We start from the raw sequence: 25,429 nt of genomic DNA on the forward strand, positions 1-25,429 counted from the left end.
GGACGGCATCGCGGGCTGCGGCGGCTGCGTGGCCTGGGCGGGCAGGCTGGACTGCCGCGTCGGCGGCCCGGCCACGGAACCCGGCCCCACCGGCGACACGGAGGCCTGCGCCCCCGTTCCGGGTGCCCCTGTTCCCGATGCCTGGGCCTGCGGCCCCATCCCCGGAGCCTGGGCGTGCGTCCCCGTAGCGGGAGGCTGGGCCTGCGTCCCGGTTGTGGCGGTCTGGGCCGGTGTCTCCGTTCCGGTGGAGTCGCGCCGCGCGGTGTCCGTTCCTGTGTGCCGTCCGCCGAGAGTCCGCGACACCCGGGCGAAGGGGGTGGTGTCGTCGCTCGCCACCTGCACGCCCTTGGTCAGCACGGCCGTGGACGCGCCCACCGACTCCGGCTGCCCGAGCAGCCTCAGCAGGATCTGGTCGGCCGAGGGCCGCTCGTCCGGCGCCTTGGACAGCGCGGACCGCACCACCCCGCGCAGCGGCTCCGGCATCATGCCGACGTCCACCTCGTGGTTCAGGATGCGGTTGAGCACCACCGCGATCGAGTTCCCCTCGAACGCGGTCTTTCCCGTCGCGGCGAACGCGATCGTCGCCCCCCACGCGAACACGTCGGTGTAGGGGCCGATCTCGTCGCCCGCGATCTGCTCGGGAGCCATGTAGGCGGGCGTGCCGATGGCTCGGCTGGTGATCGTGCCGGTGGAGTCGATGATCCTGGCGATGCCGAAGTCCACCACGCGCGGCCCGTCGGCGGCGATCAGCACGTTGTCGGGCTTGAAGTCGCGGTGCACGATCGAGGCGTGGTGGATCGCGGTCAGCGCGGTGGCGGTGCCGATGGCCAGCCGGTCCAGGACCGTTCCCCGCAGCGGCCCGTCGGTGTCGACGATGTCTCTCAGCGCGGGCCCGTCGATGTACTCGCTGGCGATGTAGGGGGTGTCGCCGTCGAGATCGGCCTCCATCACGCGGGCGGTGCAGAACGAGGCGACCCGCTGGGCCGCCTTCAACTCGCGGGCGAACCGCGACCTGGCGATGGTGTCGCCGCTGAACTTCACGTGCAGCAGCTTGATCGCCGCCCGCTCCCCCTTGTCGCTGACGCCCAGGTAGACGATGCCCTGACCGCCCTCTCCGATGCGTCCGGAGAGCTGGAAGGACCCCAGCTGGCCCGGATCGCCGGCAACCAGCGGCGAGATCTGCGGCATTCGTCTTCCCCACGTGTACACAAAGCCCGTCCAGCAAACTTTACGACGTTCAGCAACTTCTCAGGGATGTGTTAACCGTTCGTGACGTCACGGTTTGCTCCCGTGCAGATCGCCGTCGTCAGGGAAGTGAGCGGAAACACATTGCGCCCGCCCGCCGGCGAAGGGAGCCTTGACGATCATGGAGCGCGCTTACGACATCGTCCTGTTCGGCGCGAGCGGTTTCACCGGGGCGCTGACCGCCGCCTACCTCGCCGAGGTCGCGGGGCCGCACGTGCGCTGGGCGGTGGCCGGACGCGACCGCGCCAAGCTGGAGGCGCTCGGCCTCGGCGTGCCGATCCTGGTCGCCGACGCCGGCGACCCCGCCTCGCTGGCGGCGATCGCCCAACAGGCGCGGGTGGTGGCCACGACCGTCGGCCCGTACGTACGGCACGGCGAGCCGCTGGTGGCCGCGTGCGCCGCGGCTGGCACCGACTACCTCGACCTCACGGGCGAGGCCGAGTTCGTCGACCGCGTGTACGTCCGCTACCACGCGATGGCCGAGCGGAGCGGTGCCAGGATCGTACACGCGTGCGGCTTCGACTCGATCCCCTACGACCTCGGCGTGCTGTTCACGATCGACCAGCTGCCCGAAGGGGTGCCCCTTCGGGTGAGCGGGTTCCTGCGGGCCGGTATGCGCCCCTCGGGCGGCACCCTGGCCTCGGCCATGTCGATCTTCTCCCGTCCGCGCCAGATGCTGGAGCAGGGCACACAGCGCCGTTCGGCCGAGCCCCGCCCGCGCGGGCGCAGGATCAGCGCGCTCCCCGGCGGCCTGCGTTACGTGGGCGGCTGGGCGCTGCCGATGCCCAGCCTGGACCCGCAGATCGTCGGCCGCTCCGCCCGCCTGCTCGACCGCTACGGCCCGGACTTCACCTACCGCCAGTACTACGCGGTCAGGCGCCTGCCGACGGCCCTGTTCACGGCGGCGGGAGCCGCGGCCCTGGTGACCGTCGCGCAGATCCCCCAGGCGCGCGAGTGGATCCAGAACCGAGTCAGGCCTGGCGAGGGCCCCACCCCCGAGCAGCGCGCGAAGTCCTGGTTCAAGGTCACCTTCCTCGGCGAGGGAGGCGGCCGGCGGGTGGTCACCGAGGTGTCAGGCGGCGACCCCGGCTACGACGAGACCGCCAAGATGCTCGCCCACTCTGCCCTCTGCCTGGCCTTCGACGACGTCCCCAGGCTGTCGGGCCAGCTCACCACGGCGACCGCGATGGGCCGCCCCCTCATCGACCGCCTCCAGCAGGCAGGCATCACGTTCGCGGTCCGCTAGTACGGCAGGGACCAGGTGGTGAAGGAGGTGCGCAGGAACGGGGTCTTGAACTTGGGGTAGGCGACCGTCCGCACGTCACCGTCGGACGTGTAGCGCATGTCCGGGTTGTGGTTGAGCCAGTCGAGCCAGGCGATGGAGCAGAACTGGACGCAGTCGCCCTTCTTGTCCATGGCGCGGATGCGCGGGATGCCCATCGGGTCGAAGGACTTGCTGAACGGCGACGGCGCCGGGGTGTAGCCGGCCAGGAAGACGCCGCTGTTGCGGTACGTCACGTCGCCGAACTTGCCGTGCATGGCCCATTCCTTGTTGGTCGGCTGGTTGCCGTACGGAAGAGCCAGGGTGATCGGCTTGACGTTGACGAGCGAGGTGATCTGCTTCTGGATCGCTCCAATCTGCTCCTCGACGTCCTTCTCCGGGCGTCCGCGGAGGTTGACGTGGTCGCGCGTGTGGTTGCCGATGTCGAAGCCGTTGTCCTTGAGCCAGCCCAGCGCCTGCGCCTGCTCCTCGCGGACGGTCTTGCCGAACATGTCGCGCGTCACGTAGAACGTCGCCACCGGACGGAAGCCCGGATGCTTGGCCGCGACCTCACGCAGGATCGCCACGGCCGTGTCGGGCTTGACCGTGCCCATCTCGTCCAGCGCGAGCTGCGACGGCGAGGAGTCGTCGAAGGTGAGGACCACCGGGTGCTTCCCGGCCGGGATGTCGATCTTGCCGGTGACGAACTCGGCGGCGGTGATCGGGACGTAGTCGTCGCGCACCAGCCGTTCGAGGTCGGCGCGGAACTGCTCGGGCGTGCGGTCGTCGGTCGTCGCCGGGTTCTTGATGACCCGGTGGAACATGAGCACCGGGATCTGCCCCAGCTCGTTGGCCTTGACCTTGGCGGCGGCGGCGGCCTTGGCCGCCTTGGCCTGCTTGAGCTGGGCCGCCGTGTTGGCCTTGGCGGTGGCCACCGGGGCGGCGGAGTGCCCCGAGCCGCACCCGCTCGCGATCGCAGCGACCGCGAGCACACCCGCCCCACCCATGAAACGCAGTCGCATCCGAACCCCCCGAGACGTACGACTCCTACGGGAGGCTCCTACCCAGTTGATCAACCGCGCCACGCCCGCCGAAACCCAAGACATGGTCTTGAACAGCGAAAAGGGCTGCCCGAGGTGACAGCTCCGGCGGGAATGTCAGGGGCGGCGCGTGACCGCACCTCTCACTGGGACAGGAGAGAGTTGTAGGCGATCGAGTGCTGCTGCCCGGTCATGAAGGACAGGAACTGCCTGAGGAAAGCGCTGCGCGAGTAGCTGTCGCCCTTGTCGGTCAGATCGCGCTGGAAGGCCGTGCGGAACAACGTCTGGTACTCCTGGGCGTCGATCGTCTGGTCGTCGTCGACGTCGGTGACATCGAACAGCACGTCGGCGATCTTGACCAGCCCGGAGCTGGGCAGACAGGCGGCTGAGGCGGCGTATTCCTGGCGCGTGACGCGTCCGTCGCCGTCGGCGTCGAGGTTGGTCTGCAACTCCCGCCACCAGACGGCGAAGGCGTTGAAAAGCCGCTCCTCGTCCTGTTCATCCAGGTCGAGCCGGGCGGCGATCTCTCTGGCCATGGCGGCCAGGTCGGGCCAGGCGAGGTAGCCGTCGCCGGTCTGGTCCAGGATCTCGGCGAAGAAGCGGTCGGCCGAGCGGGTGGCCTGGTTGGTCTCGTCAGGAGCCGGGGTGATGAGTCTGAGCATGGCCGCGGCCTGATCCGCCTTGCGGCGTACGCTCTCCCACGGCCCAGAGCCACCGGCGTGGTCGGGATCCAGCAGGCTCATGATCGAGCCGACCTGCACCCAGCCGTCCGGAAGCAGGCGGGTGGCGACTGCGATGGTCAGGTAGGCCCCGTGCATGAGCGCCCGCGCCCCCGGGAGGTCAGGCAGGGCGACACGTCGGCAGAAGGACTCCGGCAGCGACGCGATGGTGATCGCGGCGGCCACAGGGCCTGCCACGGCCCGGCCCGCGGCCCACACCGCGGGATGGCTGCGCAGCAGGGGCGGCGCGGGCACGTTGGCGAAGAGTCGGTAGAGGATGACGCGCACCGCCTCGGTGCTCTCCAGGCGATGTTCGATCATGTCGTCGAAGTAGGGCCAGAACTCCTGCAACGTCGCGGGGAGCCGGTCACTGTCGCCCTCGATCAGGGCCAGGAGAGCCCGGAACTCGGCGTACAGCTGTTCCATCGCGGGCCCGTCGAGCGACTCTCCGCTCAGCCGATACATCGTCACCGCCGACTCGAACAGGGTCGCCACCACCCAGGCGCGGGCTTCGGCGTCCATCGCGTCGTAGCGGCGGCCTTGTGGGTCGGTGCCCGAGATGCGGGCGTGCAGGCGGTTGAGGCGAGCTGCCTCCCGGGTGCGAACGCGCTGGTCCGGGTCGAGGATCCGCTGCGTGCTCACCAGGGTGTTGCGCAGACGCCGCCACGGATGCGTCACGAACGTCGAGTTTCCGATCAATGCCGTGCCGATCTGCGGGTGCGCGGCTTCCAGGACCGTGGCGCGGGTCACCGCGAGGCCCCACCGTGCCTCGTTGACGAGGCGGCGCAGCATCGAGTCCGGCCCGAAGACGTCGACGGTCTCCGCTGCGGTGGTCTGGCTCATCGAAGTCTCTCCCCCGTCGTGGTGGTCGGCTGGCGGACGTCGCCGAAGCGGCGCTGGCGCCGCCGGTAGGCGTCAAGGCATTCCCAGAGGTGGGTCGCGCGAAAGTCGGGCCATAGCACCTGCGGGAAGACCCATTCGGCGTAGGCCACTTGCCAGAGCATGAAGTTGGAGATCCGTTGCTCTCCGGAGGTACGGATGACCAAGTCCACATCCGGCGTGTCGGGGCATGGGAGATGCCGGGCGAAGGTGGCCTCGGTGACCTGCTCGACGGGTACGGCCGCGCGGATCAGCGAACGGGTGGCTTCCACGATGTCGCGGCGCCCCCCGTGATCGAAGGCGATCGTCAGCGTCATTCGCCTGTTGTCGCTGGTGAGCGTCGTCAGATCGGCGATGTCCTGGGCCAGCGGTTGCGGGATCCGCGGATCGGACATGCCGAGGAACCTGCACCGGACGCCTCGCGCGTGCAACGCCGGTGCATGCTTGCGGATGGCCCGGCGCACGAGCCTCATCAGGATGTCGACCTCGCCCGCCGGCCTCCGCCAGTTCTCGGTGGAGAAGGCGTACAGGCTCAGCCACTTGATGCCGGCCGAGCGCGCCGCCTCGATGACGTCGATGACGGCGGCCTCTGCCGCCGCGTGGCCTGCGGTGCGCGGCAGCGATCGCTGCGCGGCCCACCGCCCGTTCCCGTCCATCACGCAAGCCACGTGACGCGGCAATCCGCTGATGATTTCCATAGCCAAGCGTGACTATAGCATTACCCAAAGTGTTCGCCTGGGCTTCGGCGACGTCCACGGGAAGACCGCGCTCGCGGAAGTGGAGGTCATCCCGGAGCGCAAGCGGCGGCAGGAGCCGACGCGGAACGTCCTCGCCGCCGCGTTCGCTCCCGATCCTCAGCCGTGACGGCCCACAGACGGGCCCAGGCATGCGAAACGGCCCCTACCTTGCGGCGTAACCGCAGGTAGAGGCCGTGTTCAACTAGACGGACATCTTCTTCTTGAGGTTCTCGTCGAGCGCCGCCAGGAAGTCCTGGGTGGTGAGCCACTTGGCGTCGCCGCCGACCAGGAGCGCCAGGTCCTTGGTCATCTGACCGCCTTCGACGGTCTCGATGCAGACCCGCTCCAGGGTGTTGGCGAACTCGGTCACCGCGGGGGTCTCGTCGAGCTTGCCGCGGTGGGCGAGCCCACGGGTCCACGCGAAGATCGAGGCGATCGGGTTGGTGGAGGTGGGGTTGCCCTTCTGGTGCTCGCGGTAGTGCCGGGTGACGGTGCCGTGCGCGGCCTCCGCCTCGACGGTGCGGCCGTCGGGCGTCATCAGGACGGAGGTCATCAGGCCGAGCGAGCCGAAGCCCTGCGCGACGGTGTCGGACTGGACGTCGCCGTCGTAGTTCTTGGCGGCCCAGACGTAGCCGCCCTCCCACTTGAGCGCGGCGGCGACCATGTCGTCGATGAGACGGTGCTCGTAGGTGAGACCCGCCTTCTCGAAGTCGGCCTTGAACTCGCTCTCGTAGACCTCGGCGAAGATGTCCTTGAAGCGGCCGTCGTAGGCCTTCAGGATGGTGTTCTTCGTGGAGAGGTAGACAGGGTAGTTGCGGGCGAGGCCGTAACGCATCGAGGCGCGGGCGAAGTCGCGGATCGACTCGTCGAGGTTGTACATCGCCAGGGCGACACCGGCGCCGGGGAAGTCGTAGACGTCCAGCTCGATCGGGTCGGAGCCGTCCTTCGGCGTGTAGGTCAGGGTGAGCGTGCCCTCGCCGGGGATCTTCAGGTCGGTGGCGCGGTACTGGTCGCCGAAGGCGTGACGGCCGACGACGATCGGCTTGGTCCAGCCGGGTACCAGCCGCGGCACGTTGGACATGATGATCGGCTCGCGGAAGATCACGCCGCCGAGGATGTTGCGGATGGTCCCGTTGGGGGACTTCCACATCTTCTTGAGGCCGAACTCCTCAACACGCGCCTCGTCCGGGGTGATGGTGGCGCACTTGACGCCCACGCCGTACTTCTTGATGGCGTTGGCGGCGTCGATCGTCACCTGGTCGTCCGTGGCGTCGCGGTGCTCGATGCCGAGGTCGTAGTACTTCAGGTCGACGTCGAGGTAGGGAAGGATCAACTGGTCCTTGATGAACTGCCAGATGATCCGGGTCATCTCGTCGCCGTCAAGCTCGACGACAGGCCCCTCCACCTTGATCTTGGGCATGCGAATGGTTCCCCTTCAATGAGTCGATGCGTTGAGGCTATCGGACCGACCGTTCACCGGGCGAAAAGGGACAGGATGATCCCCTTGAGCTCGTCGTTGCCCAGAATGAGCGAGGTCAGGACCAGGACGAAGCCGAACAGGCCCAGCGTGAGGACGTCCGTCTTCCTGCTGCGGACGGCGAGCTGGCCCGCGTACCCGGCGAAGCGGAGCGCGGCTGCCACCATGACGACGGCGCCCAGCGCGAACCCGCCCCACCGCGGGTCTATGAAGTAGGTCACGCCCACGCCGATGACCGCACCCGCCAGAATGATCGGGTACGGCCCCCAGCTCTCGCGTTCGGTGTCCTGGCTCAACGTTCGTCGATCGGCTTCCACTTCTGGTCACGCTCACCGATGTACTCACTGTCGGGGCGGATCAGCCGGTTGTCAGCGTGTTGCTCGATTACGTGTGCGGTCCATCCCGACATGCGGCTGATTGAGAAGACCGGCGTGAACAGATCGGTCGGGATTCCGAGGTAGTGGTAGACCGTCGCGGCGTAGAAGTCGACGTTCGGATAGAGGCCCTTCGTCTCGAAGACGACCTCCTCCATCTCCTTGGACATCCGGTAATACGTGTCGTCGCCGGACGCCTCGGCCAGCTCCGCGGACATCCTGCGCAGGTGCGTCGCCCGGGGGTCCTCGGTCTTGTAGACACGGTGACCGAAGCCCATGATCTTCTCGCCCGCCGCGAGCTTGTCGCGGACGGCCTGCCCCACGCCCGAGGGGGAGAGCGACTCCAACGTCTTCATGACCTGCTCGTTGGCCCCGCCGTGCAGCGGGCCCTTGAGCGTGCCGATGGCGGCCACGATGGCGGAGTGCATGTCCGACAGGGTCGCGGCGCACACGCGGGCGGCGAAGGTGGAGGCGTTCATGGTGTGGTCGGCGTGCAGCACCAGGCAGGTGTCGAAGATCTCGACCTCGCGCTGCTCCGGCATGTGGCCGGTGACCTCGTGGAGGAAGTTCGCCGCGATGCTCAGCGAGGGATCGGGGGTGGGAACGCTGCCGCCGGTGCGGGCGGCGTGGTAGCGGGCCACGAGCAGGGGCTGCTGTGCGGTGAGCCGGGCCGCCTTGCGCAGGTTGGCCTCGGGGGCGATGGAGTCCTTGTCCGGGTCGTCCGCACCCGACAGGGAGACCAGCGAGCGCAGCGCCTCCATGGGTTTCTGCTTCTCGGCGATCTCCTCGACGTTGGTGGAGACGAGGGCGCCGAGTTCCCGGCCGCGGGCGAGCTCCTCCTCGTACGTCCTGAGGTCCTCGCGGTTGGGGAGCCTGCCTCGCTGGAGCAGGTGAGCGGTCTCTTCGAACGTCGCGCGGCCGGCAAGATCGTGGATGTCGTATCCCCGATAGAAGAGACGACCGGCCTTCCCGTCAATGTCGCTGAGCGCTGTGGACGCGGCGACGACATCGGCCAGGCCTTTCGTGGGCTTGTCCGCCATGAGTGTTTCCTCCGCTTATCTTCGTCCGAAGTCTACCCGTGAGCAGGCAAAACCGTCCGCAAAGGTCCAGACCAATTTCATGACGGATTCTCCTTATGGCAAAGGCGATTCCGCATCCCCTCGTTTGGGTAAGCCGCAGCTGTAGTAATAGTTACGGCGGGCTACCTGGGGAGGAACTGCCGTGCCCAGGAGGAGGCGTGCCGTTCATACGCTGCCTCACAAGGGGAGGAACCGCCAGTGGAGGGGCCGTTCATACGCATCGAGGACACCGGCGAGGTGGTCCCGTTGCGCCCCGAGATCACGACGGTGGGAAGGGGCCGCGGTGTCGACATCCGGCTCACCGACCCGAGCGTGTCTCGACTCCATGCCGAGTTCGTCAGGCGAGGACCCTACCTGTACGTCGTTGACCTGGGCTTGTCCCGCAACGGCACGCGGGTGAACGGCAGGCCGATCGCCCGGAGGGTGCTCGACGACGGCGACGTCGTCTCCTTCGGCGCGGCCCGCGGGCGCATCGGCGGCATCCCCCGCGAGGACTTCACCCCCGAGGTGGAGCTGCGCAGGGCCGCGGCGCCCGAGCTGACCAGGCGCGAGGTCGACGTACTCACCTCGCTCTGCAGGCCGGCGCTGTCGGACGAGGCGTTCGTCGCCCCGGCGACCGCGCGCGAGATCGCCGACGATCTGGTCGTGACCGAGGCCGCGGTCAAGCAGCACCTACTGCGGCTGTACCAGAAGTTCAGGATCCCCGAGGGCACCAACCGGCGCACGCGGCTGGCCAACGAGGTCGTCGCGCTGGGCCTGGTACGCCCCACCCCCGTGGTGCCACCACAGCGGACGGGGTCCTCGGCCGAGCAGCCGTCGGCGGCCGGGCGCCGGGCTTCCTAGGAACCGGATCGCGACCGGGGCTTCGGCGAGGGGTTCCGGCAGCGTGAAAGGACCGGAGCCTGGCGTCACCGTGCCCAGGGGCATGCGCGGGTGCGGCATGCCGACGAGCGCGTGCGCAGCATGCCCACGAGCCGGTGCCTGCGGATCTCGGCCGCGACGGTCCGGTGCGGGCTCCGGGGCAGGCCGGAACCCGCATCGGGCTCGTCGACCTAGACGACCCGGAAGCCGTGGCTGGGGTCGCTGGTCCGGTTGGCCCGGTCCACGGCGACCACGTAGTAGTGGTCACCCTGCTTCCCGTCGGGGTCGGTCCAGCGGACCTGCCGGTCGCCCGGGACGATCGCCACCAGGTTGCGGGCGTCGGCGAAGCCGTCGGCGGGCGCATCGCCGGGGAACCGGAAGATGGCGAACTGGAACGGCTCGTCCCGGCCGGTGGCGACCGCGCGCACCTCGACCCCGCCCGAGCGCCGCAGGGCGTAGGCCAGCACGGGGCGGTGCGGCGCCTGGCCGCCCGCGAGCCTGGGCAGCACCGGGGCGAGCGCGGGCCGGGTGTAGTGGTCGTTGACGGCGGTGCTGATGGAGCCGATCCGGTCGGCGCGCAGGTCGTTGGCGTTGTACCAGATGTCGCCCGAGATCTGCGGGTGGTCGCGGTTGAGCGTGAGGTGCTTGGACAGCTCGGCCGGGTCCTTCCACTCCGGTGCGGTCTGGGCGGGGTCGCCCGCCTTGTAGGCGGCCTGGCCGATCCAGAGCAGGGTGCCGGTGCCGTCGGCCACGCCGGACCACCACGGGACCAGCTTGGAGTAGTCGGCGGGCGGCTGGCCGATGTACCAGTAGAGCTGCGGCGCGATGTAGTCGAGCCAGCCCTTCTGCACCCAGCCCCGGGTGTCGGCGTGCAGGTCGTCGTAGGACTGGCCGCCCTTGGTGTCGGAGCCGAGCGGGTCGGTGCCCTTGTTCCGCCAGATGCCGGACGGGCTGATGCCCCAGGCGACCTCCGGCTTGGCCTCGCGGACGCGCTGCTGCATCTCCGAGACCATCAGATCGACGTTGTGGCGCCGCCAACTGGCCAGGTCGGGGAAGCCGGCGCCGTACTTGGCGAACGCGGCGCTGTCGTCGAAGGCAGTGGTGCTCGTCGGGTAGAAATAGTCGTCGAAGTGCAGACCGTCGATGTCGTAGCGGGTGACCGCGTCCATGATCGCGTCCTGACAGAACTTGCGCACCTCGGGCATGCCCGGGTTGTAGTAGAGCTTGCCACCGAACGGCAGGATCCAGTCGGGGTGCTTGCGTCCCGGGTGGTCGGGGTGCAGCTTGGACGGGTCGGTCTGCATCGACACGCGGTACGGGTTGAACCAGGCGTGGAAGGAGAGGCCGCGCTTGTGGGTCTCCTCCACGGCGAAGCCGAGCGGGTCGTAGCCGGGGTCCTGCCCCTGGGTGCCGGTCAGCCAGTGCGACCAGGGCTCGAAGGTCGACGGCCAGAACGCGTCGGCGGTCGGCCTGATCTGCACGAAGACGGAGTTCAGCTTGCGCTGCACGGCCAGGTCGAGCCAGGCGAGGTACTCGGCCTTCTGCTGCTCCACCGTCAGGCCCTGCTTGGACGGCCAGTTGATGTTGGCGACGGACGCGATCCACATGCCGCGCATCTGCCGCAGCGGCGGGACGTAGGCGTCGACTGAGGCGCCGGCGAAGGCGTCGGCTGAGGCGTCGGCTAAGGCGGGGAGCGGTACGGCCGAGGCGGCGGCTGCGAGGGCGAGTCCCTTCAGGAGGGTCCTTCTGCTGGGCATGGGGGGTGGCCTCTCGGATGTGGTTGTGTCGAGGGCGACGATGACAGAAAATTACCTTCAGATCAACAACCGTGAAGGAAAATGCCGCATGACCGCTGACCTGTACCAACTCGCGATGGCAGTGCTCCAGCCGGGCTATGAAGAGGCATCGGCCCCTGACTGGATGCGCCGGGCACTCGGCGAGGGCCTCGGCGGCCTCGTGCTGTTCGCCCGCAACAACCCGGACGAGCAGCTCGTACGCCAGTTCAGGGCCGAGAATCCGGGTGCCGTCGTGGCGATCGACGAGGAGGGCGGCGCGGTCACCCGGCTCGAAGTCCACTCCGGCAGTTCCTTCCCCGGCAACCGGGCGCTGGGCGTGGTGGACGACGTGAAGCTGACCGAGCGGGTCGGCCGCCAGATCGGCCGGATGCTCGCCGAGTCCGACATCACGCTGGACTACGCGCCGTCGGCCGACGTCAACTCCAACCCGGCCAACCCCGTGATCGGAGTCCGCTCCTTCGGCCCCACGGCCGACCTCGTCTCCCGGCACACGGTCGCCTACGTCAAGGGGGTGCAGGGCGCCGGGGTCGCCGCCTGCGCCAAGCACTTCCCCGGCCACGGCGACACGGTCACCGACTCGCACCTGGCGCTGCCGACCGTGCACGCCTCCCGCGAGGAGCTCTTCGAGCGCGACCTGCCGCCGTTCCGGGCCGCGATCGAGGCCGGCGTCCAGTCGATCATGTCGGGGCACCTGCTCATCCCCGCGCTCGACCCGTCGATGCCCGCGACGCTGAGCCGCGCCATGATGACCGAGCTGCTCAGGGACGAGCTCGGCTTCGAGGGGATGCTGGTCACCGACGCCATCGAGATGCAGGCGGTCGCGTCCATGTTCAGCCCCGGCGAGGTCACCGTGCGGGCGCTCAACGCGGGCGTCGACGCCATCTGCGTGGGCCTGTCCACCGAACAGAGCCTGCACGAGATCCGCGACGCCGTCGTGGCGGCGGTGCGCTCGGGCGTCCTGCCCGAGGAGCGGCTGGCCGAGGCGGCCTCGCGGGTCGCCGCGCTGTCCGACTGGTACGGACGGCAGGCCGCGCTGCGCGACAGGGCCCGCGCCGACGTGGACGAGGGTGTCGGCCTGGAGGCCGCCAGGGCCGCGCTGACCACGGCCGGGTCCGCCAGGCTGAGCACTCCGCCGCTGGTCATCGAGGTCAACACGCGCTTCAGCAAGGCGGTGGACCCGTCCACGCCGACGGGCATCACGGCGGCGCTCACCGCGCTGCTTCCCGGCACCGCCAGGCTGCAGTTGGAGACCGAAGGTGAGCTGCCGCCGTTCGACGAGCGTCCCGTGGTGCTGGTGGTGCACGACGCCGCCCGCCACCCGTGGGTGCGCGACAGGGTGGCGCAGGCCGTGCGGGCGCGTCCGGACGTGATCGTGGTCGACACCGGCATCCCCGACGCGCCCGCCGGAGGCGCCTACGTCGCCACCCACGGCATCTCCCGCGTCTCAGCACAGGCGGCGGCCGAATGGCTCACAAGATGACCGGGCGCTGGAAGCGGGGGCCAGGATGAGTGAGCTCGCCAGCCCCGTCGCGGCGGTGCGGGCGGTGCTGCCGTCCCTCACCCCCGCGGCGCAGGCCATCGCCCGCATCATCCTGGACGACCCCGGCCTGGTCGTGCGGAGCACCATCACCGAGTTCAGCGCGGTGTCGGGGACGAGCGAGGCGACGATCGTGCGCACCGCCCGCGCGCTCGGCTTCGCCGGGTACTCGCAGATGCGCTTCGCCCTGGCCGCCGCCGTGGCCAAGGAGCCCGAGCGGCTGGTGCCCGGCGACCTCGGCCCGGACGACCCGCTCACGGACGTGATCGCCAAGGTGGCGCGGGCCGAGTCGGAGGCGCTGGCCGACACGGCCGCGCAGTTCGACCCCGACCGGCTCGGCGAGGTCGTCTCGGCCATCGCGGACGCCCGCAGGGTGGACGTGTACGGCGTCGCCGCCTCCGGCCTGGTGGCCGCGGACATGTCGCAGAAGCTGCTGCGGATCGGCCTGTCCAGCCACCCGTTCAGCGACGCCCATCTGGCGCTGACCAGCGCGGCCCTGCTCAGGAGCGGCGACGTGGTGGTGGCGATCAGCTGCAGCGGCGAGACACCGGACGTCCTGGTGCCGTCACGGACGGCCGCGGAGGCGGGGGCGCTGGTGGTGGCGATCACCAACAACCCGCGCTCGTCGCTGGCGGAGCTGGCCGACCACACGCTCGTGTCGGCGGGCCGCGAGACCGCGTTCCGTCCGGGGGCGTTGGCCAGCCGGATCAGTCAGCTCCTGATCGTCGACTGCATCTTCGTCGGCCTGGCGCAGCGCACCTACGACCGGGCCGACGCCGCCATCCGCGCCACCAGGGACGCCACGGACCGCTACCGGCTCCGCTAGCCGCGCAGCCGGTGCGGCGGTCGTGTCAGAGGCGTTCCGCGGCCTCGACCACGTTCGACAGCAGGAGGGCCCGGGTCATCGGGCCGACGCCGCCGGGGTTGGGGGTGAGGAAGCCAGCGACCTCCGCCACGTCGGGGGCCACGTCGCCGGCGATCTTGCCGTCGACCCTGGAGACGCCCACGTCGAGCACGGCCGCGCCCGGCTTGACCATGTCGCGGGTGATCAGCCCGGGCACGCCCGCCGCCGCCACCACGATGTCGGCCAGGCGGACGTGCTCGGCGAGGTTCTGGGTGCCGGTGTGGCAGAGGGTCACGGTGGCGTTCTCGCTGCGCCGGGTCAGCAGGAGGCCGAGCGAGCGGCCCACGGTGATGCCCCGCCCGACGACGACGACGTCGGCGCCCTTGATCGGCACGCCGTACTCCTGCAGGAGCAGCACGATCCCGTGCGGCGTGCAGGGCAGCGGCGCCTCGACCATGTGGACGAGGCGGCCCAGGTTGACCGGGTGCAGGCCGTCGGCGTCCTTGGCCGGGTCCATCCGCTCCAGCAGGGCCATCGTGTCGAGGTGCTTGGGCAGCGGGAGCTGGACGATGTAGCCGGTGCACTCCGGCGAGGCGTTGAGCTCGTCGATGGCCGCCTCGACCTCCTGCTGGGTGGCGGTCGCGGGGAGGTCGACGCGGATGGAGGCGATGCCGACCTCGGCGCAGTCGCGGTGCTTGCCCGCGACGTAGATCTGGCTGCCGGGGTCGTCGCCGACCAGCACGGTGCCCAGGCCGGGCGTGACACCTCGGGCCTTGAGCGCGGCCACCCTGGTCGCGAGGTCTGCCTTGATCTTTGCGGCGGTCGCCTTGCCGTCGAGTTTCACTGCGCTCATGTCTCGCAATCCTTGCATGCCCTCCCTCGGTCCGAGCACGCGCGGTCCCATTGACATCGTTGTCATTGATCTTGGAAGGCAATAGTGTGACGCTCGCCCGGCTCGCGCGTTCACGGAGGTCTCGTTGCCACTCGAATCTGGCGGCCCCCGCCGGCCCGACAACCCCCACGAGCACTGAGATGACCTGCGTACTCGCCATTGACATCGGAGGAACCAAGCTCGCCGCCGCACTGGTGGACGAGGCCGGCTCCGTCGTGCGTTCCGCCACCCGGCCGACCCCGCGGGCGGACGTGATGTCCGCGCTGGCCGCCCTCGTCGAGGAGGTGACCGGCGACGGCCCCGCGCCCGGCGCGGTGGGCATCGGTTGCGCCGGGCCGCTGGACCTGGAGGCGGGCACCGTGAGCCCGGTGAACATGCCGAGCTGGCGCGGCTTCCCGCTGCGCGAGGAGGTGCGGAAGCTGACCGGCCTGCCGGTGGTGCTCGCGGGCGACGCGCAGTGCATGGCCCTCGGGGAGCACTGGCTCGGCTCGGGCCGGGGCAGCGCGGCGCTGCTGGGCATCGTGGTGTCCACCGGGATCGGCGGCGGGCTGGTGATCGACGGCGTCCCGCTGCTCGGCCGCAGCGGAAATGCCGGGCATGTCGGTCACATGACCGTGGACCCGTACGGGGAGCGCTGCGAGTGCGGCGGGCGCGGCTGCGTCGAGCGCTACTCCAGCGGCCCGAACCTGGCCCGCTGGGCCCTCGCCAACGGCTGGCAGGCCCCCGACGGGGAGCCCGCGGACGCCAGGGCCCTCGCCCGTGACGCCGCGGCGGGCCAGGAGGTCGCGGTGGCGGCGTTCGAGCGGGGCGCGAGGGCGCTCGCCGCGATGATCGCGTCCACGGCGGCGGCGACGGAGGTGTCGACGGTCGTCATCGGCGGCGGCGTCTCGGCGGCCGGGCCCGTCCTGTTCGACCCGCTGGCGCGGGCGCTGGACGACATCGGCGGGCTGCCGTTCGTCAGGGCCGTCCAGGTGAAGCCGACCACGCTCGGGGTGCGGGCCGGGCTCGCCGGGGCGGCCAAGCTGGCCTGGGACTACTCCCGCTCAGCCGCGGCCTGAGCGCGCCGCTCCAGGATGCGGCGGGTGAACGGGATGAACTCGACCGCCCGCGCGCCGAGATAGGCGCCGATGAACGCGAGCACCACGAGCATGAAGGGGCTCGTGGCGATGCCGTTCAGGGTCACGAAGGCGTGCAGGGCGGGATCGAGCAGTGCCATGGCGAGGACTCCGGGGGAAGCGGACGGCAGGGCACACAGGCTAACCGGACTCCGGGGATGCTCGTCGCGTTTCCGTACAAGGGCGACACGACGCGTGCCGCCCCTGTGGGCGTCCCTAGTGGAAGAAGTGCCGCGCGCCGGTGAAGTAGAGCGTGACGCCCGCCTTCTCCACTGCGTCGATGACCTCCTGGTCGCGGACGGACCCGCCCGGCTCCACGATGGCCTTCACGCCGGCCTCGATCAGCACCTCCGGCCCGTCGGGGAACGGGAAGAACGCGTCGGACGCCGCCACCGAGCCCGCCGCCCGCTCCCCCGCCCGCGCGACCGCGAGCCGGCACGAGTCGACCCGGTTGACCTGCCCCATGCCGACGCCCACGGTCGCCCTGTCGGACGCCAGCAGGATCGCGTTGGACTTCACCGACCGGCACGCCCGCCAGGCGAAGACGAGGTCGGCGAGCATCTCGGGCGAGGCGGGCTCGCCGGCCTTGAGCTGCCAGCGGTCGGGCGAGTCGCCCACCGCGTCGATCCGGTCGACCGTCTGCAGCAGCAGCCCGCCGTCGATCCTGCGGAACTCGGCCGCCTCCGCCGGCGGCGTCGGGCAGCGCAGCAGCCGCAGGTTCTTCTTGCCGGTGAGCACCCCCAGCGCCTCGTCGCTGTAGGAGGGTGCCACCACGACCTCGGTGAACACGCCGGCGATCTGCCTGGCCAGCTCACCGGTGACCTCGCCGTTGACCGCGATCACGCCGCCGTACGCCGACACCGGGTCGGACGCGTGCGCCTTACGGTGCGCCTCGGCCAGATCGGCGCCGACCGCGATGCCACACGGGTTCTGGTGCTTGATGATCGCCACGCACGGGTCGGTGAAGTCCCAGGCGGCCCGCCAGGCCGCGTCGGAGTCGAGGTAGTTGTTGTACGACATGTCCTTGCCGTGCAGCTGCTCGGCCTCGGCGAGCCCGCCCTGCCCGTTGGTGTAGAGGGCCGCCGCCTGGTGCGGGTTCTCGCCGTAGCGCAGCACCGCCTTGCGGGTGCGCGCCGCTCCGAGGAACGCGGGCCAGCCGGTGTCGTCCTTGGCGTAGGTGCTGGAGAACCAGGACGCCACCGCGACGTCGTAGGCGGCGGTGTGGGCGTAGGCGATGCCGGCCAGCCGCTTGCGCTCGGCCAGCGCGAACCCGCCCTCGCCGAGCGCGGAGAGCACGTCGCCGTAGAAGCGCGGATCGACCACGACCGCGCAGGTCGCGTGGTTCTTGGCGGCGCCGCGGATCATCGCGGGCCCGCCGATGTCGATCTGCTCGACGCACTCGGCGTCGGTCGCGCCGGACGCCACCGTCTCCTGGAACGGGTAGAGGTTGACCACCACGAGCTGGAACGGGTCGATCTCCAGCTCGTCCAGCTGGGCCACGTGGTGCGGCTTGGTGAGGTCGGCGAGCAGCCCGGCGTGGACGCGCGGGTGCAGCGTCTTGACCCGCCCGTCGAGGCACTCCGGGAACCCGGTGAGCTGTTCGACCTTCGTCACGGGGATCCCGTGGGACGCGATCGCGGCGGCCGTGCCACCGGTCGAGACGATCTCCACGCCCGCACTGTCGAGGGCCCTGGCCAGCTCCTCGAGCCCGGTCTTGTCGTACACCGCGATCAGCGCGCGCCGGATGGCGATGCGGGTCACGTGATCCTCCTGATTCAGTTACCGATGCGGACAGTTCGTCCGCTGACCGTCCAGCCCTCTCGGACCATCCGGCCGACTATCTCGACGAGCAGGCGACGCTCGACGGTCTTGATGCGCTCGTGCAGGGTGTGCTCGTCGTCGTCGGGCAGGACGGCGACCGCCTCCTGCGCGATGATCGGCCCGGTGTCGACCCCCGCGTCGGCCAGCATCACCGTGCAGCCGGTGACCTTGACCCCGTGGGTGAGCGCGTCGCGCACCCCGTGCGCACCGGGAAACGAGGGCAGCAGGGCGGGATGGGTGTTGACGACGGGGAAGTTCTTCAGCGTCGGAGCGCCGAGAATCTTCATGAACCCCGCGGAGACCACCAGGTCAGGCTCGTACGCGGCGATCCGCTCGGCGATCGCGACATCCCATTGGCTGCGGGACTCGTAGTCGCCGAGTTTTTCCACAAAAGTTGGCACATCGGCTCGCGAGGCTCTCGACAGCCCCTCGATGCCGTCCCTGTCGGCGCCGACAGCAACCACACTGGCTCCGTACGCCGGGTCGGCCGAAGCGTCCAGAAGGGCCTGTAGGTTGGTTCCAGAGCCGGAGACGAGGACGACGAGCCGCCCAGCCTTTGACACACGAACTCCCAAGGTGAAACCGGGGGTGAGGCTGCCAGCGTATCTGCTCCCTCGGTCCGGCGAGGCAGAGGAGGTCAGGTGTCGACACCGGTGCAGGCGCCGGCAGGCCAGCAACCCGCTGATTCCGCGGGCCGCCGAGCGATCTGGTTGTCCGTCGCAGCGCTGGCCATGACGTTCATGCTGCCGCTGGCCGGGCTGGTCATGGCGGGGTTCGCGCTGATGGCCGGGGTTCGCGCGCTGCCCGTGCTGAAGGACGCGGGTCGCTCCACGGGCATGGCCGTGGGCGGCATCGTCGTCTCCGCGGTCGCGCTCGCGCTGTCCGCGATGGCCACGGCGCTCCAGCTCTACCTGATGGACGAGTACTCCGCCTATCAGGAGTGCATGAAGGGCGCGGGCACGGTCTCGTCGCAGGGCGAGTGCTTCGCCCAGTTCAGGGAGGCCGCGCAGCGCAAGCTCCCCGCCGACGTGCTGGAGCTGCTGGGGGCGGTGCAGCCCTAGCGGCGCCGTCCCTGGGCGGGCGCGCGAGCCGGACGTAGCATGGGGGCATGAGCAGGAGGGCCGTCACCGCGTTGGTGATCGCCGCTGCCCTCGTCCTGGCGGGAGCGGCCGTCGCGGTCGCGCGGAGCGCCGCCCCCGACGAGGTGGCCACGGGCGTGCGCAACTCCCGCTCACCGCAGGAGATCTCGTCCTACTGGACTCCCCAGCGGATGAACGAGGCCACTCCGGGCTGACGGCGGGAAGGCGAGGAGCGTGCGGCCCCTCGCCCGTGCGGCCCGCGCTAGTGCGCGGTCACGTCGTTGTAGACGTTGATGGCGCCGTCGCCGTGGTTGGGCGAGCGGTAGACGATGCTGGTCGGGTTCCCGTTGGCGTCGACGTCACGGTGGCTGTTGGCCCCGACGATGTAGCCCCAGCCCCGGCTCACCTGGAGGTCCTCCAGCCAGGGGCCGCCGCTGGACCCGTGGAACATGTCGTTGCTCATGTTCATGCGGTCGTCGGAGGCGCTCGTCCGCCAGGTGCTGCCCGTGCAGTACCACAGGTCGTTGCCGGTGAAGTCGGTGCGGTTGAAGCCGTCCTGCGGGTAGCCGAAGGCGTAGACGTTGGGGTAGAGCTGCCCGTAGCCGAACTTGTAGCCCTGCGACCCCAGCCAGTCCTGCAGGTTGCCCCGCAGCGGCTGCGGGTTGAAGGCGATGGCCGCGATGTCGTAGCTCCAGTTGTGGTCGTTGTACCACCCGAGCGTGGTGTTCGCGTACCGCCACGTCCACCGGCCCTGGGGCTCCTGGCCGTTGTCGGTGTCGGGGACGAAGATGAAGTCGCTGAACCAGTTCGCGGCGCCGCCGCCACCCGCGTGCACGCAGTGGCCGGAGGTCCAGACGGTGTTCCGGTTGCCCGCGTTGATCACGCTGCCCGAGCAGTAGCCGGGGGTGCCGTCGTTGCGCCGGTAGTAGATCTTGCCGATGGTGCGGGCGGGCATGTTCCCCTGGCCGTACCAGCGCTCGGCGCGCGAGCCGATGAGCGCCGGTGCGGACCTCGCGCCGGTACGCGCGATCTTCCGCTGCGGCAGCGTGCCCTCCACCGTACGGCCCGGCAGGAGGTTGCTGGGCTGGGTCTGCTGCGTCGCGGACGTGACCGCCGGGATCGGCTCCGGCGTGGCCGCGCGCATGCGCCTCTTGGTCCAGTAACCGGGGATCCTCTTCCCGAGGGTGTTCCTCACCCCCTGCGCCGACGAGCTGGGCGACGGCTCCGCGGTGGCGGAGGTCTGCCCGTTGGCGGTCGCGCTCATCCCCGAGACGGCCAGCAACGCCGCGCAAACGACGACTGCGGCTTGTCTTGAGCGTGCGCTCATGAACTCTCCTTCGCTGTAGGTGACTTGGCGGGCCTCCCCAGCATGGGTGCGAGGCGAAGTCGCGAAGGAGGACACGAGCGGGCCGCGACAGTTCTTCGAGGAATGTTGGGACGGGATTGCCGTTCGCCGGCGAAGCTCCCTAGTCGCGGTCCCAGGCGTAGGGGTCGAGGTAGATGACCTTGCCGCCCCTGTCGTCGGACTCGTCCACGATGTCCTTGCGCGGCGGGCGCGGCTGCTCGGCCGGACGCGGACGCGCCTGCAACAGGGTCTCGGCCTCGGCCGAGGCGTGCTCGTCCTGCCAGTCGTCGCGGATGACCGGGATCGGCTGGGTCTCGGCCTCGGTGGCGTCCATCCAGTGGCCGGGCAGCGGGCGGGCGTCGGCCTCGGCCAGCCCCACCTTGCTGGCGGCCCTGGCGATCGCGGCGCCCGCCTTCCGTACCGGCGCCGCGGCCTTGTCGAGCGGGGCCCGCGCCTTCTTGTTCAACAGCAGCAGGTTGGCCACCCCGGCCGAGATGCCCGCGGCCACGCCCACCTCCAGCCCCACCGACAGCGCGACCTCCCACGGCGACGGCCCCATGGCGGTGAGCCGTCCGCCGCCGATCGGGCCGCCCGACAGCGCCGCCAGCAGCGCGGCCACCAGCCCCGTCGAGATGCCGGTGAAGAACCCCCACAGCGGCGCGACCTCGTAGGCGGGCGACGGTGAGATCCTGGCGACGACCACGCCCGCGACCGCGCCCGCCGCGAACGGCAGCGCGATCACCGCCATCATCCAGGCAGGCGCGGGGCCGCTGTCGGGCAGCGCCCCGAACAGCGGCAGCATGGGCACCGTGCCGAGCTGCACGCCCGTCGGCGCGACCAGGGTGCCGCCGCCGAGCGCGAACCCCGGGCCCGCGATGTAGGACGACGCCCAGACGACCACGTTCGGCAGGTACAGCGCCTGCATCAGGAACAGCAGCGCCCCGCCCACGACCCCCGGCGAGAGCATGCCGGTCAGCTCGCTCACCTGCCCGAAGTTGAGCACGACGGCGACCAGGACCAGCGCCAGCCCCGCTGCCAGCAGGATCGCCGTGGCGACGGCCGTGCCGACGGTCAGCGCCCGCACCCGCTCCGGCAGCAGCCGCAGCATCGCCCGCCACGGCCCGATCGTCCGCGCGGTGGCCAGCACTCCGGCCACGAACGCCAGCGTGAAGTGGCTGAGCAGCGCCTCCCCCAGGAACGGCTGGGTGACGTCGTTCTTGGCGACGAGCGCGATCAGCCCCGCGAGCAGCGCGTACGGGGCCGCCAGCGACACCCCCGCCTGCACCACCAGCACGAGCTGCGCCCGCCGCCGGGCGTTGGCCACCTCGCGCGGGCTGTCCTTCGGCAGCCGGGCAGGCAACCGGAGCCGCAGGTCGGCGTCGCGGGCCATCCACCGGCCCGCCTTGTACAGCAGCACCGCGGGCAGCACCATCAACCCGAGCGGCAGCAGCCCGACCCGGCCGCCCGGATACGCGAACCCGGCGTGGTGGGCGGCCAGCCAGAGCTGCGCCGCCGTCCTGAAGACGCCGGGCAGGCCCGCCCCCAGGGCGCCTCGGGGGGCGGCCATCCATCCGACGATCGTCACCGTGGTGAGCACGGCCAGGCCCGCGCCCAGCGTGCAGGCGGCGGCCAGCATCCCGGACACGGGCAGCGGCCGCCGCGCCTCGTCGTCGTCGCCGCCCGAGACCCCGGGGAGCCTGCCGAGTACGGAGCGGGGGGCGGCCCGGAGCTGATCGAGAAGCGCGGTCACAGTTGGCGATTTTCTCAAGTTTTCTCGACGCCCGTGGAGTTGACGCGCCGCACACCGCCGGGTTTGTAGGCGACTATCCCGTTCAAGATTCTTTACCGCCGCCCCACTCCCGGCTTACCCCTCCTCACGGGTCGGCCTCATCCCGGCGCGGATGAAGCCCGGCACGCCGATGAGCCCCGGAAAAGGGAAGGCCCCGCGCGGCGGCGCCCCCTGGGATTGGGAGCGCGGCCGGGCGAGGCCGTCCGGGTGCGAGTGGTCAGCGCGACTGCATGATCTCGCGCATCAGGCGCGCCGTCTCCGACGGGGTCTTGCCGACCCGGACGCCCACCTTCTCCAGGGCCTCCTTCTTGGCCTGCGCCGTGCCCGCCGAGCCCGACACGATGGCGCCGGCGTGCCCCATGGTCTTGCCCTCGGGGGCGGTGAAGCCCGCGACGTAGGCGACCACCGGCTTGGTGACGTGCTGCTCGATGTAGGCCGCCGCACGCTCCTCGGCGTCGCCGCCGATCTCGCCGATCATGACGATCGCGTCGGTGCCCGGGTCCTCCTGGAACGCCTGGAGGGCGTCGATGTGCGTGGTGCCGATGACGGGGTCGCCACCGATGCCGACCGCGGTCGAGAACCCGAAGTCGCGCAGCTCGTACATGAGCTGGTATGTCAGGGTGCCGGACTTGGAGACGAGCCCGATGCGCCCGGCGGTGGTGATGTCGGCCGGGATGATGCCCGCGTTGGACGCCCCAGGCGACGCGATGCCGGGGCAGTTCGGCCCGATGATCCGGGTCTTGTTGCCCTTCTCCACCGCGTACGCCCAGAACGCGGTCGAGTCGTGGACCGGCACACCCTCGGTGATGACCACGCAGAGCGGCATCTCCGCGTCGATGGCCTCCTTGACGGCGTCCTTGGTGAAGGCCGGGGGCACGAAGACGACGGACACATCGGCGCCGGTCTGCTCCATGGCCTCCTTGACGGTGCCGAACACCGGCAGGCCCTCGTGCGTGGTGCCCGCCTTGCGGGCGTTCACGCCGCCCACCACGCGGGCGCCGGACGCGAGCATGCGGCGGGTGTGCTTGGTGCCCTCACCGCCGGTCATGCCCTGAACGATGATCTTGCTGTTCTCGGTCAGCCAGATAGCCATGGGTCACACACCTACCGCAGCGAGCTCGGCGGCACGCTTGGCCGCGTCGTCCATCGTGTCTACCAGCTCGACGCGCGGGAGCGCGGCGTCGCGCAGGATCTGCCGCCCGAGCAGGGCGTTGTTGCCGTCGAGGCGCACCACCAGCGGGTGGGTGACGGCCTCGCCGCGGCTTTCGAGCAGCTTGAACGCCGCGACGATGCCGTTGGCCACGGCGTCGCAGGCGGTGATGCCGCCGAAGACGTTCACGAAGATCGACTTCACGCTGAGGTCGGAGAGGATGATCTCCAGGCCGGCGGCCATGACCTCGGCGGACGCGCCGCCGCCGATGTCGAGGAAGTTCGCCGGGGACGGCTTGCCGGGCAGCCCCTCGCCCGCGTAGGCCACGACGTCCAGGGTGGACATGACCAGGCCGGCGCCGTTGCCGATGATGCCGACGTTGCCGTCGAGCTTGACGTAGTTGAGGTCCTTCTCCTTGGCCTTGGCCTCGAGCGGGTCCTCGGCCGCCTTGTCGGCGTAGGACTCGTGCTCCTTCTGACGGAAGGAGGCGTTGTCGTCGAGGGTGACCTTGCCGTCGAGGGCCTTCACCTGGCCGTCGGCCGACAGGATCATCGGGTTGACCTCGACCAGCGTGGCGTCCTCGTCGACGAAGCAGCACCACAGCTTCTCGATGAGCTCGGCGGCGCCGTCGAGCGCCTTCTCGGGCAGCCCGCCCGCCGCCGCGATCTCGCGCGCCCTGGCGCGGTCGATGCCGTTCAGCGCCGAGACCGGTACCTTGGCGACCTTCTCCGGCGCGCTGTGGGCGACCTCTTCGATGTCCATGCCGCCAGCGGCGGAGCAGATCGCGAGGAAGGTACGGTTCGCGCGGTCGAGCAGGAAGGAGAAGTAGTACTCCTCCGCGATCGCGCTGGCCTCCTCCACGAGCACCTTGTGGACCGTGTGGCCCTTGATGTCCATGCCGAGGATGGCCTCGGCCTTCTGGACGGCGTCGGCGGCGTCGTCGGCCACCTTCACGCCGCCCGCCTTGCCACGCCCGCCGGTCTTCACCTGGGCCTTGACTACGACGCGGCCCGTCAGCTCCTCGGCTGCCGCGCGCACCCCCTCAACGGTGTTGGCAACGATGCCGCGAGGCACCGGGATGCCATAGTCCGCGAAGAGCTCCTTCGCCTGATGTTCGAACAGGTCCACGAGGGTCCGTCCTTGCTTCTCCGACTGATGTTCGACGGCCCGGGCCACCCCGTGCGTGCCGGGCGTTTCCGCCAGTGAAGCCTAGCCCCAAGCTTGACCTGCCCTGGTCATCGGGTCGGAGATATCCCGTTATGTGACGGTGATCTCACCCTCTTCGCATGCGGGGCACGAGTTTCGTGGAACGCGACACGCTCGTGATCTTGGCTTGGCAGAATCCCTTTCGCCTCGTCCTGAATCCAGGGCAGAGCCAGCGTGCGGCACCACGCCGCGATTTCCCCGGGGCCAGCACCCGGGTTCTCCCCGCAAGGAGCTTCGATGAAGCGAATTCTCGCCGGCCTGGCGCTGACCACGGCCGCCGCACTCGTCACGGCCGGACCTGCCCAGGCGGCACCGGCGGCCTCGGCCGACCCGGTCAAGGCGCTGAAGAAGCAGTTCGTCGCCGGTCAGGGCGTCAAGCTCACCGAGACCACGAAGACCACGATCGGCCGCGAACAGTACGCGGGCGACTCCAAGGAGGGCGTGGTCGCCTTCGACGCCAACGGCGTCGCCGGGGCCGAGGTCACCCGCACCCCGAACCTCAGCCCCGAGATGCGCAAGCGGCTGGAGCAGCTCGCCGAGAAGAACAACGACGTCGGCGACACCGCCCAGCTCCTCACCGAGCGCATCTACCTGGTCAGCACGGGCAACCGGCTCTACGCGAACGGCGGCCTGTTCTCCTCGCTGCTCCCCGAAAGCAAGCTCTGGGTCGGCTGGCCCGGCAGTCCCATCGCCGCTGCGAACAACGACCAGATCGTCAACGTCTTCGAGCCGGACACGCTCAAGACCCTGCTGGCCACGGCCAAGGGCAGGAGCAAGGGCGGGAGCGGCGACCAGTACCGCGGTTCGATCACGATCGCCCAGCTGTACAAGGTCTCTCCCAGCTTCCGCAAGCTGATCCCCGTGAAGCCGACCGGTGCGCCGGCGAAGAACGCCGTTTCCTGGCGTCTCTCGCTGGATGCGCAGAAGCTGGTCAAGCGGATCGCCATCTCGTGGAGCGTGAAAGTCACCAAGAAGATCACGCTCAGCGTCTCGACTGAGACCCGCTACAGCGACTGGGGCAGCGCGGTCACCGTGACCGCCCCGCCCGCCGAGCAGGTCCTGGACTTCAAGGACCTGGGCAAGAAGGGCCTGAAGCCGCCGTCCACGATCGACAGGGACTACGTCAGCGTTCCGCCGGACGACGAGGGCAACACCATCCCGTAACGCCCAATTAAGACCGGAA

Annotated in this window: 25 protein-coding genes; 9 read left to right on the plus strand and 16 right to left on the minus strand. The window is 70.3% G+C overall.

Annotation, left to right across the window (positions count from 1 at the left end; all coding sequences use genetic code 11):
* The coding region (locus ABZ297_RS33870; RefSeq protein ID WP_355354938.1) for a protein kinase at positions 1–1,188 on the minus strand (1,188 nt) is incomplete at its 3' end.
* Between the two features lie 178 nt (positions 1,189–1,366).
* On the opposite strand from ABZ297_RS33870, the gene ABZ297_RS33875 reads away from it, so the two are divergent.
* Positions 1,367–2,491, plus strand: coding sequence for a saccharopine dehydrogenase NADP-binding domain-containing protein (locus ABZ297_RS33875; RefSeq protein WP_355354941.1), 1,125 nt, complete (start codon positions 1,367–1,369; stop codon positions 2,489–2,491).
* Here ABZ297_RS33875 and ABZ297_RS33880 read toward each other — a convergent pair.
* The 3 genes from ABZ297_RS33880 to uppS all read right to left on the minus strand — a co-directional run bounded on the left by ABZ297_RS33880 (position 2,488) and on the right by uppS (position 5,842).
* Positions 2,488–3,528 carry a polysaccharide deacetylase family protein gene (locus tag ABZ297_RS33880; protein WP_355354944.1) on the minus strand — a complete coding sequence of 347 codons (1,041 nt, stop codon included), beginning with the start codon at positions 3,526–3,528 and terminating at the stop codon, positions 2,488–2,490. The genes ABZ297_RS33875 and ABZ297_RS33880 overlap by 4 nt on opposite strands.
* Before the next feature lie 161 nt (positions 3,529–3,689).
* Positions 3,690–5,108 carry an oxygenase MpaB family protein gene (locus ABZ297_RS33885; RefSeq protein ID WP_355354947.1) on the minus strand — a complete coding sequence of 473 codons (1,419 nt, stop codon included), beginning with the start codon at positions 5,106–5,108 and terminating at the stop codon, positions 3,690–3,692.
* Entirely contained in the window at positions 5,105–5,842 is a 738-nt protein-coding gene (gene uppS / locus ABZ297_RS33890; RefSeq protein WP_355354950.1) for a polyprenyl diphosphate synthase, read from the minus strand. Before uppS ends, ABZ297_RS33885 begins: the two co-directional genes overlap by 4 nt.
* Between uppS and ABZ297_RS33895 the strand changes: the two genes are divergently transcribed.
* Positions 5,832–6,008 (plus strand): hypothetical protein, encoded by a 177-nt coding sequence (locus tag ABZ297_RS33895; protein WP_355354953.1) that lies wholly within the window; start codon positions 5,832–5,834, stop codon positions 6,006–6,008. The genes uppS and ABZ297_RS33895 overlap by 11 nt on opposite strands.
* A gap of 75 nt (positions 6,009–6,083) precedes the next feature.
* On the opposite strand, the gene ABZ297_RS33900 is transcribed toward ABZ297_RS33895, so the two are convergent.
* Genes ABZ297_RS33900 through ABZ297_RS33910 form a run of 3 tightly spaced genes read right to left on the minus strand, consistent with a single transcriptional unit; the run spans position 6,084 to position 8,772 of the window.
* Positions 6,084–7,301: an NADP-dependent isocitrate dehydrogenase gene (locus tag ABZ297_RS33900; protein WP_355354956.1), complete on the minus strand. Its 1,218-nt coding sequence runs from the start codon at positions 7,299–7,301 to the stop codon at positions 6,084–6,086.
* Positions 7,302–7,354: 53 nt separating this feature from the next.
* Positions 7,355–7,654, minus strand: a complete 300-nt coding sequence (locus ABZ297_RS33905; RefSeq protein ID WP_355354959.1) for a DUF3017 domain-containing protein — start codon at positions 7,652–7,654, stop codon at positions 7,355–7,357.
* Positions 7,651–8,772: a citrate/2-methylcitrate synthase gene (locus ABZ297_RS33910; protein WP_355354962.1), complete on the minus strand. Its 1,122-nt coding sequence runs from the start codon at positions 8,770–8,772 to the stop codon at positions 7,651–7,653. The genes ABZ297_RS33905 and ABZ297_RS33910 overlap by 4 nt, the downstream gene beginning before the upstream one ends.
* 237 nt (positions 8,773–9,009) lie before the next feature.
* On the opposite strand from ABZ297_RS33910, the gene ABZ297_RS33915 reads away from it, so the two are divergent.
* Positions 9,010–9,654 (plus strand): FHA domain-containing protein, encoded by a 645-nt coding sequence (locus ABZ297_RS33915; RefSeq protein WP_350803761.1) that lies wholly within the window; start codon positions 9,010–9,012, stop codon positions 9,652–9,654.
* A 209-nt stretch (positions 9,655–9,863) separates the two neighbouring features.
* Here the strand turns inward: ABZ297_RS33915 and ABZ297_RS33920 are convergent, their stop codons facing one another.
* Complete coding sequence (locus tag ABZ297_RS33920; protein WP_355354966.1) at positions 9,864–11,429, minus strand: family 10 glycosylhydrolase; 1,566 nt, start codon at positions 11,427–11,429, stop codon at positions 9,864–9,866.
* A gap of 88 nt (positions 11,430–11,517) precedes the next feature.
* On the opposite strand from ABZ297_RS33920, the gene ABZ297_RS33925 reads away from it, so the two are divergent.
* Positions 11,518–12,948 carry a glycoside hydrolase family 3 N-terminal domain-containing protein gene (locus ABZ297_RS33925; RefSeq protein WP_355354969.1) on the plus strand — a complete coding sequence of 477 codons (1,431 nt, stop codon included), beginning with the start codon at positions 11,518–11,520 and terminating at the stop codon, positions 12,946–12,948.
* A 25-nt stretch (positions 12,949–12,973) separates the two neighbouring features.
* A complete protein-coding gene (locus ABZ297_RS33930; protein WP_355354972.1) occupies positions 12,974–13,831 on the plus strand; it encodes a MurR/RpiR family transcriptional regulator in 858 nt (285 codons plus the stop codon).
* 25 nt (positions 13,832–13,856) lie between these two features.
* Here ABZ297_RS33930 and ABZ297_RS33935 read toward each other — a convergent pair whose 3' ends face one another.
* Entirely contained in the window at positions 13,857–14,702 is an 846-nt protein-coding gene (locus tag ABZ297_RS33935; RefSeq protein WP_355354975.1) for a bifunctional methylenetetrahydrofolate dehydrogenase/methenyltetrahydrofolate cyclohydrolase, read from the minus strand.
* Positions 14,703–14,881: 179 nt separating this feature from the next.
* On the opposite strand from ABZ297_RS33935, the gene ABZ297_RS33940 reads away from it, so the two are divergent.
* The gene (locus tag ABZ297_RS33940; protein ID WP_355354978.1) at positions 14,882–15,799 is read left to right on the plus strand and encodes an ROK family protein; all 918 of its coding nucleotides are present in this window, start codon (positions 14,882–14,884) and stop codon (positions 15,797–15,799) included.
* On the opposite strand, the gene ABZ297_RS33945 is transcribed toward ABZ297_RS33940, so the two are convergent.
* The 3 genes from ABZ297_RS33945 to purN form a co-directional block, all read right to left on the minus strand.
* On the minus strand, positions 15,775–15,957 hold the full coding sequence (locus ABZ297_RS33945; protein WP_350803771.1) for a hypothetical protein: 183 nt from the start codon (positions 15,955–15,957) through the stop codon (positions 15,775–15,777). The two genes, ABZ297_RS33940 and ABZ297_RS33945, sit on opposite strands and share 25 nt — an antisense overlap.
* 115 nt (positions 15,958–16,072) lie before the next feature.
* Complete coding sequence (gene purH, locus ABZ297_RS33950; RefSeq protein WP_355354981.1) at positions 16,073–17,617, minus strand: bifunctional phosphoribosylaminoimidazolecarboxamide formyltransferase/IMP cyclohydrolase; 1,545 nt, start codon at positions 17,615–17,617, stop codon at positions 16,073–16,075.
* A gap of 14 nt (positions 17,618–17,631) precedes the next feature.
* Positions 17,632–18,240, minus strand: coding sequence for a phosphoribosylglycinamide formyltransferase (purN, locus tag ABZ297_RS33955; RefSeq protein WP_355354984.1), 609 nt, complete (start codon positions 18,238–18,240; stop codon positions 17,632–17,634).
* Between the two features lie 78 nt (positions 18,241–18,318).
* On the opposite strand from purN, the gene ABZ297_RS33960 reads away from it, so the two are divergent.
* Both ABZ297_RS33960 and ABZ297_RS33965 read left to right on the plus strand, forming a co-directional pair.
* Positions 18,319–18,738 carry a hypothetical protein gene (locus tag ABZ297_RS33960; protein WP_355354987.1) on the plus strand — a complete coding sequence of 140 codons (420 nt, stop codon included), beginning with the start codon at positions 18,319–18,321 and terminating at the stop codon, positions 18,736–18,738.
* A 47-nt stretch (positions 18,739–18,785) separates the two neighbouring features.
* On the plus strand, positions 18,786–18,971 hold the full coding sequence (locus ABZ297_RS33965) for a hypothetical protein (protein ID WP_355354989.1): 186 nt from the start codon (positions 18,786–18,788) through the stop codon (positions 18,969–18,971).
* A gap of 47 nt (positions 18,972–19,018) precedes the next feature.
* On the opposite strand, the gene ABZ297_RS33970 is transcribed toward ABZ297_RS33965, so the two are convergent.
* The 4 genes from ABZ297_RS33970 to sucC all read right to left on the minus strand — a co-directional run bounded on the left by ABZ297_RS33970 (position 19,019) and on the right by sucC (position 24,168).
* Complete coding sequence (locus tag ABZ297_RS33970) at positions 19,019–20,083, minus strand: hypothetical protein (RefSeq protein ID WP_355354992.1); 1,065 nt, start codon at positions 20,081–20,083, stop codon at positions 19,019–19,021.
* Between the two features lie 139 nt (positions 20,084–20,222).
* Positions 20,223–21,851 (minus strand): DUF6350 family protein, encoded by a 1,629-nt coding sequence (locus ABZ297_RS33975; protein WP_355354995.1) that lies wholly within the window; start codon positions 21,849–21,851, stop codon positions 20,223–20,225.
* Positions 21,852–22,107: 256 nt separating this feature from the next.
* Complete coding sequence (sucD, locus tag ABZ297_RS33980) at positions 22,108–22,983, minus strand: succinate--CoA ligase subunit alpha (protein ID WP_355354998.1); 876 nt, start codon at positions 22,981–22,983, stop codon at positions 22,108–22,110.
* Positions 22,984–22,986: 3 nt separating this feature from the next.
* Positions 22,987–24,168, minus strand: coding sequence for an ADP-forming succinate--CoA ligase subunit beta (gene sucC, locus ABZ297_RS33985; protein WP_355355001.1), 1,182 nt, complete (start codon positions 24,166–24,168; stop codon positions 22,987–22,989).
* Positions 24,169–24,483: 315 nt separating this feature from the next.
* Here sucC and ABZ297_RS33990 point away from each other — a divergent pair, with 315 nt between their 5' ends.
* Entirely contained in the window at positions 24,484–25,410 is a 927-nt protein-coding gene (locus ABZ297_RS33990) for a hypothetical protein (protein ID WP_355355004.1), read from the plus strand.
* Positions 25,411–25,429 lie beyond the last annotated feature (19 nt).

The organism is Nonomuraea sp. NPDC005983 (genome assembly GCF_040614375.1).
Lineage (GTDB): Bacteria > Actinomycetota > Actinomycetes > Streptosporangiales > Streptosporangiaceae > Nonomuraea.